11 protein-coding genes are annotated in these 12,139 nt (G+C 43.0%); 7 read left to right on the top strand and 4 right to left on the bottom strand.

Going from position 1 to position 12,139, the window contains the following annotated elements; translation table 11 throughout:
- The first annotated feature begins 35 nt into the window (after positions 1-35).
- Positions 36-2,630, top strand: coding sequence for a penicillin-binding protein 1A (locus tag ACTG7X_RS02120; RefSeq protein ID WP_439256900.1), 2,595 nt, complete (start codon positions 36-38; stop codon positions 2,628-2,630).
- A gap of 79 nt (positions 2,631-2,709) precedes the next feature.
- Here ACTG7X_RS02120 and ACTG7X_RS02115 read toward each other — a convergent pair whose 3' ends face one another.
- The 3 genes from ACTG7X_RS02115 to nhaB are packed head-to-tail and all read right to left on the bottom strand — an operon-like array spanning position 2,710 to position 5,620.
- Entirely contained in the window at positions 2,710-3,432 is a 723-nt protein-coding gene (locus ACTG7X_RS02115; protein ID WP_439256899.1) for a DUF554 domain-containing protein, read from the bottom strand.
- 58 nt (positions 3,433-3,490) lie between these two features.
- Positions 3,491-4,030 (bottom strand): disulfide bond formation protein DsbB, encoded by a 540-nt coding sequence (dsbB, locus tag ACTG7X_RS02110; RefSeq protein ID WP_439256898.1) that lies wholly within the window; start codon positions 4,028-4,030, stop codon positions 3,491-3,493.
- Between the two features lie 21 nt (positions 4,031-4,051).
- Positions 4,052-5,620 carry a sodium/proton antiporter NhaB gene (gene nhaB, locus ACTG7X_RS02105; protein WP_439256897.1) on the bottom strand — a complete coding sequence of 523 codons (1,569 nt, stop codon included), beginning with the start codon at positions 5,618-5,620 and terminating at the stop codon, positions 4,052-4,054.
- A gap of 148 nt (positions 5,621-5,768) precedes the next feature.
- Here nhaB and fadR point away from each other — a divergent pair, with 148 nt between their 5' ends.
- The 6 genes from fadR to ACTG7X_RS02075 all read left to right on the top strand — a co-directional run bounded on the left by fadR (position 5,769) and on the right by ACTG7X_RS02075 (position 11,679).
- Positions 5,769-6,494: a fatty acid metabolism transcriptional regulator FadR gene (fadR, locus tag ACTG7X_RS02100; RefSeq protein WP_439241430.1), complete on the top strand. Its 726-nt coding sequence runs from the start codon at positions 5,769-5,771 to the stop codon at positions 6,492-6,494.
- Positions 6,495-6,505: 11 nt separating this feature from the next.
- The gene (gene xerD / locus ACTG7X_RS02095; RefSeq protein WP_439241428.1) at positions 6,506-7,399 is read left to right on the top strand and encodes a site-specific tyrosine recombinase XerD; all 894 of its coding nucleotides are present in this window, start codon (positions 6,506-6,508) and stop codon (positions 7,397-7,399) included.
- A 165-nt stretch (positions 7,400-7,564) separates the two neighbouring features.
- A complete protein-coding gene (gene aroK, locus ACTG7X_RS02090; RefSeq protein WP_439241426.1) occupies positions 7,565-8,092 on the top strand; it encodes a shikimate kinase AroK in 528 nt (175 codons plus the stop codon).
- Between the two features lie 32 nt (positions 8,093-8,124).
- On the top strand, positions 8,125-9,213 hold the full coding sequence (gene aroB / locus ACTG7X_RS02085) for a 3-dehydroquinate synthase (protein WP_439256896.1): 1,089 nt from the start codon (positions 8,125-8,127) through the stop codon (positions 9,211-9,213).
- Between the two features lie 14 nt (positions 9,214-9,227).
- Positions 9,228-10,076 carry a Dam family site-specific DNA-(adenine-N6)-methyltransferase gene (locus ACTG7X_RS02080; RefSeq protein WP_439256895.1) on the top strand — a complete coding sequence of 283 codons (849 nt, stop codon included), beginning with the start codon at positions 9,228-9,230 and terminating at the stop codon, positions 10,074-10,076.
- A gap of 115 nt (positions 10,077-10,191) precedes the next feature.
- On the top strand, positions 10,192-11,679 hold the full coding sequence (locus ACTG7X_RS02075; protein ID WP_439256894.1) for a nicotinate phosphoribosyltransferase: 1,488 nt from the start codon (positions 10,192-10,194) through the stop codon (positions 11,677-11,679).
- Between the two features lie 63 nt (positions 11,680-11,742).
- Here ACTG7X_RS02075 and ACTG7X_RS02070 read toward each other — a convergent pair whose 3' ends face one another.
- Entirely contained in the window at positions 11,743-12,063 is a 321-nt protein-coding gene (locus tag ACTG7X_RS02070; RefSeq protein ID WP_439256893.1) for a DciA family protein, read from the bottom strand.
- Positions 12,064-12,139 lie beyond the last annotated feature (76 nt).

Here is a 12,139-nt window from a genome sequence, read left to right as displayed (position 1 = left end):
TCAAATTCACGCACTAATTAAGAGTAAATTTTGGAATGAAGATCACAAAATTAATATTAAGTAGCTTACTGACCATGATCATTTTAGGTTGTGTTGTGGTGGGATTGGGCTATATGCACATCAAATCACAGCTTCCTGATGTGGAAAGTTTAAAGACGGTGGAACTGCAACAGCCTATGCAAATTTATACCGCTGATGGCAAATTGATTGGCGAAGTGGGCGAGCAACGTCGTATTCCGGTGAAATTAGCCGAGGTACCAAAACAGTTGATTAATGCCTTGATTGCCACGGAAGATAGCCGTTTTTATGAACATCATGGCGTGGATCCGGTGGGGATTGCGCGGGCGGTGTCGGTGGCGATCAGCAACGGTGGCGCCTCACAAGGGGCGAGTACCATTACCCAACAGTTGGCGCGTAATTTCTTTTTAACCCCTGAAAAGACCTTAATGCGTAAGGCCAAAGAGGCGGTGTTAGCCATTGAAATTGAGAATGCACTGAGTAAAGATGAAATTTTAGAATTATATTTAAATAAAATTTATTTAGGCTACCGTTCCTATGGCGTGGCAGCCGCGGCCAAAACCTATTTTGGTAAGAATTTAAATGAATTGTCGTTGTCTGAAATGGCCGTCATTGCCGGCTTGCCAAAAGCACCGTCCACCATGAATCCATTGTATTCCTTAAAACGTGCTACTGACCGTCGTAATGTGGTGTTGGGGCGTATGCTGGAAACCCAATTTATTACACAACAAGAATATCAGCAGGCCATGAATGAACCCGTGGTGGCTTCGTATCATGGGGCGCAGTTGGATTTCCGAGCCGATTACGTGACCGAAATGGTGCGTCAAGAAATGGTCAAGCGCTATGGCGAAGATGTGTCCTATAATCGAGGTTATAAAGTGTATACCACGGTGTTGTCACAGGATCAATATCAAGCACAGAAAGCGGTGCGAGAAAATGTGATGGCCTATGATCAGCGACATGGTTATCGTGGTGGCGCGACACTTTGGAAAAAAGGGGAAACCGCGTGGGAACCGGAAAAAATCATTGATGAATTACGTAAATTACCGAATGCCGAACCCTTAATGCCGGCCGCAGTGTTGGCGACGGGAAAAGCGGGTGCGCAATTATTACTCAGTTCTGGTGATAATATCACGTTGGCGAATTCCGCCATGAGTTGGGCGGGGAGTAAGTTGCCAAAAACTGGTCAGCAGATTTGGGTAAAAAAACAGGAGAATGGCAATTGGACATTAGGACAGTTGCCAGAAGTGAATTCGGCTTTAGTGGCGTTAAATAGTGATAATGGGGCGATTGAGGCCATTGTGGGGGGATTTAGCTTTGAACAAAGTAAGTTTAACCGTGCGACCCAATCTCTTGTGCAAGTGGGTTCGACCATTAAACCCTTTATTTATGCCGCCGGCTTGGAAAAAGGCTTAACGCTGTCAAGTATTTTGCAAGATACGCAAATCGTGATTAAAAAACCGGGTCAAAAAGAATGGCGTCCAAAGAATTCACCGAATAGGTATGCCGGTCCTTTACGCTTGAGAGTGGGGTTAGGACAATCCAAAAATATGATTGCGATTCGCACCATTCAAATGGCGGGCGTGCCTTTTACCGCCGAGTTTCTCGAACGTTTTGGCTTTAAACGTGAGCAGTATTTTGCCAGTGAAGCCTTGGCGTTAGGGGCTGCCTCTTTTACCCCGTTAGAAATGGCTCGAGCCTATGCGGTGTTTGATAATGGGGGTTTTTTGATCGACCCGTATTTGGTGGAAAAAGTGTTAGATAATACTGGCAAAGAGATTTTTGTGGCCAATCCGAAAATTGCCTGCCTTCAATGTGATGATATTCCGGTGATTTATGGCACCACAAAGGAGAAAGTGGACGGTTTCCAAGAAAATACCGCCACCCTTGAAAAGGGGCAAATGGCGCAAAATAATGAGGGAAATGAGGAATTGGAAGAAACGGAGGCCGCAGAAGATGACAACCCTGAATTAGCCGGTAAAGACGGCAAATTAAAAGAGGGTGACATCAGTGTGATGACCGACAGTAAAACGCAAGATTCATCACCACAATATGCGCCTCGTGTGATCAGTGGCGAATTGGCGTTTTTAATCCGTAGCGCCTTAAATACAGCGATTTTTGGTGAAAAAGGCGGCGCTTGGCAAGGGACCAGCTGGCGCATGGCGAACCAATTCAAACGTCAAGATATTGGTGGGAAAACCGGTACGACCAACAATTCCAAAGTCGCTTGGTATGCAGGATTTGGGGCGAACGTGACCACTACCGTGTATATTGGTTTTGATGACAATAAACGTAATCTCGGTTCTGGAGAGGCGGGCGCCAGCAGTGCCATGCCAGCGTGGATTGCTTATATGAAAATGAGCTTACAAGATATTCCAGAACGTGAATTTGTCTTGCCAGCCAATATTATTGAAAAACGCATTGATGCGACCACCGGTTTGTTGTCCTCAAATGGCGGTTTGGTGGAATATTTTATTCAGGGTACCGAACCCCAAAAAGCCTTTGTGCAAGAAAAAGGCTATTATGTTCCACCGGGTGTATCGGAGCGATTCTCGCCAAAACCAAGTGGCGATAGCCATTTACCTCCGTTGGAGCGGCAAGAATTGTTCTAAGGAAAGGGCAAATAACCACAAAGATTCGGAAAATGTGCGAAGTGCGGTGTAAAAAACAGGATTTTTACACCGCACTTTTTTATTTTGCAATGAGCTGTAACCACAATGCTGAAACGGGCATGGCGATAAACAACGCCGGTAGCATGTTGGCCACGGAGAATTGTTTAATGTTGCAAATGCGTAAGCCCGTAGCAATCATAATGGCACCACCGACACCGCCAAAATCTGCTTTCATTTCAGGGGTAATTAATGGCAGAATAATGATGGCCAAATAGGCGAGAATCAGTTGTAAGCCCATTTGTGGTAGACAGATTGTACACACGGAAAGACCTAAGGTGGTGGCGAAGATAATGGCGGTGAAAAAATCCAGTGAAGATTTGATAATCAAAATACTGCTATCGCCCACTAAACCCTCGTGCATAGCACCAAAAATACCCGTGCCACTGAAACTAAATAGCACCATTAAGCCGACAAATTTTTGTAGAAATTCTTCTTGAGAGGGGCTGTTTTTGGGCTGTGGGAATAAGCGCTCAACGCCTTTTTTGGCTTGACTGGATAGGCGGTTAATCAAATGTTCAACGGACAGAATTTCCCCAATAATGGTGCCGATTAACAGGGCGAATACCATAGCGGGCATGTTAGCAACTCGAGCAAGCATGACGACGCCCATGGCCATAGAACATAAACCGAAAAGCAAGGTGAGGTTATTGCGTAAGCGTTCGGGTATTCTGCCCCCTAAATAGGCACCAATTAGCCCGCCGACAATGATACAAGCGGCGTTAATATAAGGTCCGATAATCATGTTTTTTCCTCAAATAAAAAAGGCGGTTAAATTTAACCGCACTTTGTCTGTCGATAGGTTAATGAAATAAACGACGTTGATTTTTTACTCGCCCACCAAAGCATTGGCTTAATAAAAGGAATGCGAAAATCAAACTGTATACCGCAAAAATAAACACCAACCATTGCACCATGGTAAAATTTAAAAAGGTCCAACTGATTTCACTGCACAACCCTGTGGGGTGAAAAAGTGCAGGGAACCATTTATCCAAGGGGAGCGTCGAGGGAAAATCGACGTTGATGGGGCATTGATCCCACGGATTAGGATTAAGTTGATAGCCGACGTGTTTAATGGATAGCAATAACCCTTTTATGGCGCCCCATAATCCGACCCCTAAGGCCAATAAACGCATGATCATAAAACGGGGCGCAATGCAACCAATCAGGGCAGAAAAGAGAATACCAAATAAAGCAACACGTTCATAAATACACATGACGCACGGCTTTAATCCCATGCCATACTGAAAATAAAGTGCGGTCAATTCTAAGCACAAAGCAGAAATAAGGCATAATAACCAGATTGTTCGTTGGCTTGACAGCACTTTAATTTTATTCAGCATGCTTGTTCCTTTCTTAACAAATTAATGACCAACCATTGATTCCAATGGAATATGTGGACTACCGATTAACCCCATATTAGTTAACCATTGTGTGGCACCAGGGAGAATAAATTCTACGGAAATCAACCCAACAAGGGTTAATACAATGGTGTAAGGCAACGCCATATAGACCATTCTGCCATAGGATAAACGAATTAATGGCGCAAGTGAAGAGGTGAGCAAGAATAAGAACGCCGCTTGTCCGTTTGGTGTGGCCACGGATGGCAAGTTGGTCCCCGTATTAATGGCTACCGCAAGCAATTCAAATTGTTGTGCAGAAATAGAATTTTCCATTAAGGCTTGTTTGGCCTCATTAATGTAAACTGTGGCCACAAATACGTTATCAGAAATGGCGGATAATAAGCCATTAAACACGTAGAACAGCAAAAGTTGGACATTTTCTGCTGCATTAAGGACAAAGTGAATTAATGGCGCAAATAAGTGTTGATCGATAATCACGGCGACAATGGAGAAAAAGACCACTAATAAGGCAGCGAACGGCAAGGATTCTTGGAACGAACGACCAATTTCATGTTCGCTCGTCACGCCACAATAGGAAGTGGTTAAAATAATCACGCTTAAACCAATTAATCCCACTGAGGCTAAATGGAACGCTAACCCGATAATCAACCAAACGCCCACAAAAACCTGTACCCATAATTTGACTTTATCTTGTGCGGTCATTTTGGTTTCTTGGTTACGGTCGAATTTGGCTAATACAGACCAGACTTTACGAGGTAACTTGGTGCCGTAGCCAAATAGGCTAAATTTTTCCACCAACACACAGGTGGCGATACCCAAACATAAAACAGGAATAGTCACTGGTGACATACGGAAGAAAAACTCAATAAACTGCCAACCTGACTGTTCGGCAATAATCAAGTTTTGCGGTTCACCAACCATGGTCATCACCCCACCTAAGGCGGTACCGACGGCAGCGTGCATTAATAAGCTCCGTAAGAATGCGCGAAAATCTTCTAAAGTTTGTTGGTGATGATTAATTTTATCGTCATTGGTAATGTCGGTGGAATCTTCAAAGGAGGCACCCGAGGCGACTTTGTGATAAACCCCATAGAATCCCATGCCCACACTGATAATCACCGCAATCACCGTTAACGCATCTAAGAACGCAGAAAGAAACGCTGCGCTCAAACAAAATGATACGGATAACACAATTTTAGAATGAATACGAAGCAATAATTTGGTGAACGCATACAGCAATAACTGTTTCATAAAGTAAATGCCTGCCACCATAAAAATCAGTAACAGAACCACTTCAAAATTTGCCATAATTTCGGCTTTAACATGGGCGGTACTGGTCATGCCGATAGTGATGGCCTCAATGGCTAACATTCCACCTGGCTGTAAAGGATAGCATTTTAATGCCATGGCTAAAGTGAAAATAAATTCGACCACCAATAACCATCCAGCAACAAACGGGTTGATCCAAAAAATAACAGGGTTAATCAATAAAAATGCCACAATCGTGACTTTATACCAATTGGGACTTTTGCCCAAAAAGTTATTCATAAATGCTTGAACATACGTCATATAAATACACCCTTTAAAAATATGCTTTGCATATTTATTATTTTAAACTGATAATAGGCTACTATTCTTACCTGTAAATGAAAAAATTGCTAGCATCTTTGCTCTTTTTGAGTATTTTTTTGATCTATATTAAACAAAGTAGCTAAATATGACGAATCGACAACCATTATTAAAAGCACAAAGCCCAGCGGCCTTAGCCGAGGAATATATTGTGCAAAGTATTTGGAATCAGCATTTTCCTGCTGGCACCGACTTGCCTGCAGAACGTGAATTGGCGGATAAAATCGGCGTGACTCGCACCACCTTACGTGAAGTGCTACAACGTTTGGCACGTGAGGGGTGGTTGAGTATTCAACATGGTAAACCGACCCATGTGAACAATATTTGGGAAACCGGCGGGCCGAATATTATCAGTAAAATTATTCAGCTTGATCGTGGCATTATGCCAACCATTATTGCTAATGTGGTGTCACTGCGTACCAAAATGGCGGAATATTATATTCCTGAGGCGGTTCGTCTGAATCCAGAGGAATCCTTAAAATTATTCGAGAATTTAACCGCACTTTCTGACGACGCACAGGCTTATGCAAAATTTGATTATTATTTATTCCGTCAATTTACCTTTATTGCCAATAAACCCGTTTATGGCTTGATTTTAAATAGCTTTAAGCAAATGTATCATCAGGTGGCCCATTTATTTTTTGTGAATCCCACGTCACGTCAAATTGCCTTGGCCTTTTATCAAGCCTTGCAACAGGCTTGTGAAATGAAGGATAGCGAGCAAGTGGCCGCTTGTATGGCGTTACACCGTGAACGCAGTACCGCCATTTGGGGGGATATTTTGAAACATTTACCTGAAGATTTTGGGTTATAATGTAAAGCAGCATGAAAGATAACGCACTGATTGATTTATTTTTAAATGAACTCTGGTTAGAAAAGGGCTTGTCAGATAATACGATTCAGTCTTATCGCCTTGATCTCACCGCTCTGTCTGACTGGTCAGCCAAGCAAATGCTGAGCCTGATCGAAGTGGATGCGGTGCATTTACAACAATTTCTCGGTGAGCGTGTCGACAAAGGCTATAAAGCCACCAGCACGGCACGCTTGCTTAGTGCTATGCGCAAATTATTTCAATATTTGTATCGGGAACAATACCGCCAAGATGACCCCAGTGCGGTGTTAAGTTCGCCAAAATTACCCAGTCGCTTACCGAAATATTTAAGCGAAGAACAAGTGGGCGATTTGCTTGATTGCCCTTGTACTGATGAACCGCTCGAATTACGGGATAAAGCCATGTTGGAGCTGTTATATGCCACGGGGCTGCGGGTAACGGAATTGGTGTCCTTAACCATGGACAGTATCAGTTTACAACAAGGCGTGGTGCGGGTGATTGGTAAAGGCAATAAAGAACGCATTGTGCCAATGGGCGAGGAGGCGGCTTATTGGGTCAATCAGTTTGTGTTATATGGGCGTCCGATGTTGCTGAATGGGCAAAGTTCAGATGTGGTGTTTCCAAGCAAAAGAGCCGTACAAATGACAAGACAGACCTTTTGGCACCGTATTAAACATTATGCGATTTTAGCGGAAATTAATACCGAAAGTCTGTCACCGCACGTATTACGCCATGCCTTTGCCACCCATTTAGTTAATCATGGGGCGGATTTGCGAGTGGTGCAAATGTTACTCGGGCATAGCGATTTATCCACCACGCAAATTTACACCCATGTGGCAAAAGAACGCTTAAAACGCTTGCATGAGAAATTTCATCCAAGGGGATAAGTGATATTTGGTGGAAGAATCAAAATAAATTGCGATTTAAGGTTGAAAACATAGGGCATTTATTGAGATAATTCCGCCGTTTTGGTGATCCTTTTTTTATCGTTGAGAAATTTTTACGATATTGGGTCAATTTTTTACTTTAATAATAATGAAAAGATAATAACAATGGCAGAAAAACGTAATATTTTTTTAGTTGGACCTATGGGGGCGGGCAAAAGCACGATTGGTCGCCAGTTGGCCCAACAACTAAGCATGGAATTTGTTGATTCCGATAATGAAATTGAATCTCGGGCAGGGGCCGATATTGGCTGGATTTTTGATATTGAGGGCGAGGCGGGTTTTCGCAAGCGTGAAGAACGTATTATTAGCGAGCTCACTCAGCGTCAAGGGATCGTGCTGTCCACGGGCGGTGGCGCAGTGTTGTCAAAAGATACCCGAAATCATTTATCCGCACGGGGCATTGTGATTTACTTAAAAACCACCGTGGATAAACAATACGAACGCACTCAGCGTGATAAAAAACGCCCACTCTTGCAAGGCGTGGACGATGTGCGTCAAGTGTTGGAAGATTTAGCCAAAGTGCGCAATCCGTTATATGAAGAAATTGCGGATATCGTGTTACCCACAGATGAACAAAGTGCGAAATTAATGGCTAATCAAATTATTGATTTGATTGATAACTTCCAAAATTAATCTCTCCCTGAATTAAGGTTAAAAGGTGCAATATGTTAACTGTCAATGTTGAATTAAAAGAACGCCGTTACCCCATTTACATTGGCGAAAACTTACTCAAAGATCCCGCTGTTTATCCTTTGAAATCGGGCGATAAAGTGATGATTGTGAGTAATGAAACCGTTGCACCCTTGTATTTAGCCACGGTCACGCAAACCCTTGAACAAATCGGTTGCCAAGTGAGCCATGTGTTATTACCGGATGGCGAAAAATACAAAACCTTGCCATCTTTAGACTTAATTTTCACCGCACTTTTAAAAGAAAATCACGGCCGAGATACCACGCTGATCGCCTTGGGTGGCGGTGTGATTGGTGATGTGGCGGGCTATGCAGCAGCAAGCTATCAACGTGGCATCAAATTTATTCAAATCCCGACGACCTTATTGGCGCAAGTGGATTCGTCTGTGGGCGGCAAAACGGCCGTTAATCACCCGTTAGGTAAAAACATGATCGGGGCGTTTTATCAACCCATCACCGTGATTGTGGACACCTTGACGTTGAACAGTTTACCGAAACGGGAAGTCAATGCGGGTTTGGCGGAAGTGATTAAATACGGCGCGATTTTAGATTTGCCGTTTTTTGATTGGTTAGAACAGCATATTGATCAGCTCGTCGCCTTAAAACAAGCGGAATTGCAATATTGTATCGCTCGCTGTTGTCAGATTAAAGCGGACGTGGTGGCCCGTGATGAAACCGAAAAAGGCGACCGTGCCTTATTAAATTTAGGGCATACCTTCGGTCATGCCATTGAAACCCATTTGGGTTATGGCAACTGGTTACATGGTGAGGCAGTCGCCGTAGGCATGATGATGGCGGCGGCGTTATCGGAACAACTCGGCAATATCCGCCAAGCAGACGTCGGGCGTTTAGAGAAATTATTAGCCCGAGCCAATTTGCCAACGGTCAGTCCCGATACCATGCAACCCGAGGATTATTTGCCGCACATGATGCGTGATAAAAAAGTGTTAGCGGGTAAATTGCGTTTGGTGTTGTTACGCCATTTAGGGCAAGCCTATGTCACAAGCGACACTGACAAAGCCTTGGTGTTATCCGCCATTATGGCTTGTACGCAAACTGATTAGTTGCTTTTTATCTCATGGCAAAACAGGCGAAAAAATCCGTAAAAAAACACCGCGCTTTTTTAAAATGGGCGGGGGGCAAATTTCGCTTAACGGATGATATTAATCGACTGTTGCCAAAACAGAAACAATGCCTTGTTGAACCTTTTATGGGCGCTGGCTCGGTTTTTTTGAATAGCCAGTTTGAACGCTATATTTTAGCGGATATCAATCCCGATCTGATAAACCTATTTAATACCATAAAAGCCGATGTGGAAAATTATATCAATACGTTGAAACCGATTTTCTTCCACCCCGAGGCCAATTCAGCGAGTTATTATTACGCCCGTCGTGAAGAATTTAACCGTTCCACGGATCCTTTTATCCGTTCAGTGTTATTTGTGTATTTAAACCGTTTTGGCTTTAACGGATTATGCCGTTACAACGCCAACAATGAATTTAATGTGCCTTTTGGTGCCTATAAAAACCATTATTTCCCTGAACAGGAAATGCGTTATTTTGCCGAAAAAGCGCAAAGTGCGGTGTTTATTTGTGGCGATTTTCAGCAAACCTTTGCCATGGCAGATGAACATTCGGTGATCTATTGCGATCCGCCTTATGCGCCTTTAACGCAAAGTAGCAACTTCACCCAATATTCCGGTCATGATTTCGGTTTATTACACCAACAGGCGTTGGCGGAACTGGCGAAACAAACCCAATTAGAGCGGAATATTCCGGTATTAATTTCCAACCACGACACGAAATTTACTCGTCAGATTTACAAAGGCGCCAGATTTCGCAAAATCCGAGTACAGCGTTCTATCAGCCAACATGGCGCTCGCCGTATTAAGGTCGGGGAATTAATTGCCGTGTTTAAAGTGAAATAAATATTACAAAATGCGACTATTTTTGTAATATAAAATAAATTTGTAATATATATTTCCTCTTTTATGGAAATTTGCTAAACTTTTCACCACTGAATTGACATGTGAGGAAAGTTTTATGCTACATTCTCAACCCCAAGCCCCTTATTCGCAACCGACAACAGCCATTCCTATGCTGTTATGTGATTTTTATAAAGTCTCTCACCGAGAACAATATCCTGAGCATGCCGAAATGATTTACAGCACGTTCACGCCTCGCAGCAATCACTTAGCGCCCCATTTGGATCGAGCGGTTTCCTTTGGTTTTCAAGCCTTTATTATTAAATATTTACTGAACTATTTTAATCTGAACTTTTTTGCTCGCCCAAAACAGCAAGTCGTCAAGGAATATGTGGCGTTTATTCAGCGCACGTTAGGTATGGACACTACGGGCGAACATATTGCACAATTACATGATTTAGGCTATTTACCGCTCCGCATTAAAGCCATTCCAGAGGGGCAATCGGTGGCCATGCGGGTGCCAATGATGACCATTGAAAATACCCATAAAGATTTTTTCTGGCTGACCAATTATGTGGAAACCTTGATTAATGTGTCTCTATGGCAACCGATTACCTCCGCCTCCATTGCCCGAGTATATCGTCGAACCTTGTTGCAATATGCCGAACAAACCTGTGATAACCACGATCATATTAATTTTCAATCGCACGATTTTTCTATGCGAGGCATGAGTTCGTTGGAAAGTGCAGAAACCTCAGGCGCAGGGCATTTAACCGCCTTTTTAGGCACCGATACCATTCCGGCCATTTCTTATGTGGATTATTACTACGGCAGCCAGAATTTAGTCGGTACCTCAATTCCCGCCAGTGAACATTCCGTCATGAGTTCTCACGGTGTGGATGAATTGCCCACTTTTCGTTATCTTATGCAGAAATTCCCGAATAATATGATTTCAATCGTGGCAGATACCACGGATTTCTGGCATAACATTGCGGTCAATTTACCGATTTTAAAAGCGGAAATTATGGCTCGCCCTGAACATGCCCGTGTCGTTATTCGTCCTGACAGTGGCGAGGCCATGGCAATTTTGTGTGGCAATGCGCAAGCTGAAACTGAGGTAGAACGCAAAGGCTTAGTGGAAAGTTTATGGGATATTTTTGGTGGCACGATCAATCGTAAAGGCTATAAGGTGTTAGATCCGCATATCGGCGTTATTTATGGTGATGGTGTAAACTTTGAGAAAATGGTGAATATTCTCAAGGGATTACAAGAAAAAGGGTTTGCCTCCAGTAATATCGTGTTTGGTGTCGGCTCCCGTACCTACCAAAGCAATACAAGAGATACCCTCGGTTTTGCGGTAAAAGCCACCTCGATTACGATCAACGGGGTAGAGAAAGCGATTTTCAAAGCCCCGAAAACAGACAGCGGGTTGAAAAAATCCCAAAAGGGACGAGTCAAAGTGGTGGATTTAGATCATTACATTGACGGCTTAACCGCAGACACGGATTTCAGTGATGATAAATTACAGCTTATTTTTGAGAATGGGCAATTATACAATCGCACGGATTTTGATCAGATTCGTCAGTATACCATGTTTGATGTTTAGCACTAAACGTTATGCAAAGGAAAAGTGCGGTGAAAATAATCTGACGTTAAACACACCGCACTTTTAGTTTCCTTGCCCCAATGCTGGATTAATCCTAAACGTCAATTTCGTTATATGGGGCATGTCTTGCTGAATCATACTCAACAACGTCTGTTGATGAAATAACAAACTTTGTCGCACCATGGCATTGGCCACTTCAATATTTAGGCTATTTTCGCTGAAATTGGCAAGGCGATAGAAACCTTTAAATTGAGCCGGAAAAATCTTCCCTAATTTATCATTTAATTCATGAATTAATAAGCCTTTTTTCATGATCTTCGCCAGCTCTGATCTGGCTAACAGATCCTTGATATTGACGGCTTTTTCATAACGTTTTTGTGTCATCGCTTGTTTTCTCGTCAATCGTCCCAATATTTAACGACATTCTAACGGATTTTCGGTATAATTCGATCACTTTTTC

The sequence above is a fragment of the Lonepinella sp. BR2271 genome (assembly GCF_051851515.1).
In the GTDB taxonomy this organism is placed as follows: Bacteria; Pseudomonadota; Gammaproteobacteria; order Enterobacterales; family Pasteurellaceae; genus Lonepinella.
This window is presented reverse-complemented; position numbering and strand designations above follow the sequence as displayed.

Coding starts and splice junctions, on each gene's coding strand:
- ACTG7X_RS02120 (WP_439256900.1), top strand. CDS start 36: ATGAAGATCACAAAATTAATATTAAGTAGCTTACTGACCATGATCATT.
- aroK (WP_439241426.1), top strand. CDS start 7,565: ATGGCAGAAAAACGTAATATTTTTTTAGTTGGACCTATGGGGGCGGGC.
- dsbB (WP_439256898.1), bottom strand. CDS start 4,030: ATGCTGAATAAAATTAAAGTGCTGTCAAGCCAACGAACAATCTGGTTA.
- ACTG7X_RS02075 (WP_439256894.1), top strand. CDS start 10,192: ATGCTACATTCTCAACCCCAAGCCCCTTATTCGCAACCGACAACAGCC.
- ACTG7X_RS02080 (WP_439256895.1), top strand. CDS start 9,228: ATGGCAAAACAGGCGAAAAAATCCGTAAAAAAACACCGCGCTTTTTTA.
- nhaB (WP_439256897.1), bottom strand. CDS start 5,620: ATGACGTATGTTCAAGCATTTATGAATAACTTTTTGGGCAAAAGTCCC.
- ACTG7X_RS02115 (WP_439256899.1), bottom strand. CDS start 3,432: ATGATTATCGGACCTTATATTAACGCCGCTTGTATCATTGTCGGCGGG.
- ACTG7X_RS02070 (WP_439256893.1), bottom strand. CDS start 12,063: ATGACACAAAAACGTTATGAAAAAGCCGTCAATATCAAGGATCTGTTA.
- aroB (WP_439256896.1), top strand. CDS start 8,125: ATGTTAACTGTCAATGTTGAATTAAAAGAACGCCGTTACCCCATTTAC.
- xerD (WP_439241428.1), top strand. CDS start 6,506: ATGAAAGATAACGCACTGATTGATTTATTTTTAAATGAACTCTGGTTA.
- fadR (WP_439241430.1), top strand. CDS start 5,769: ATGACGAATCGACAACCATTATTAAAAGCACAAAGCCCAGCGGCCTTA.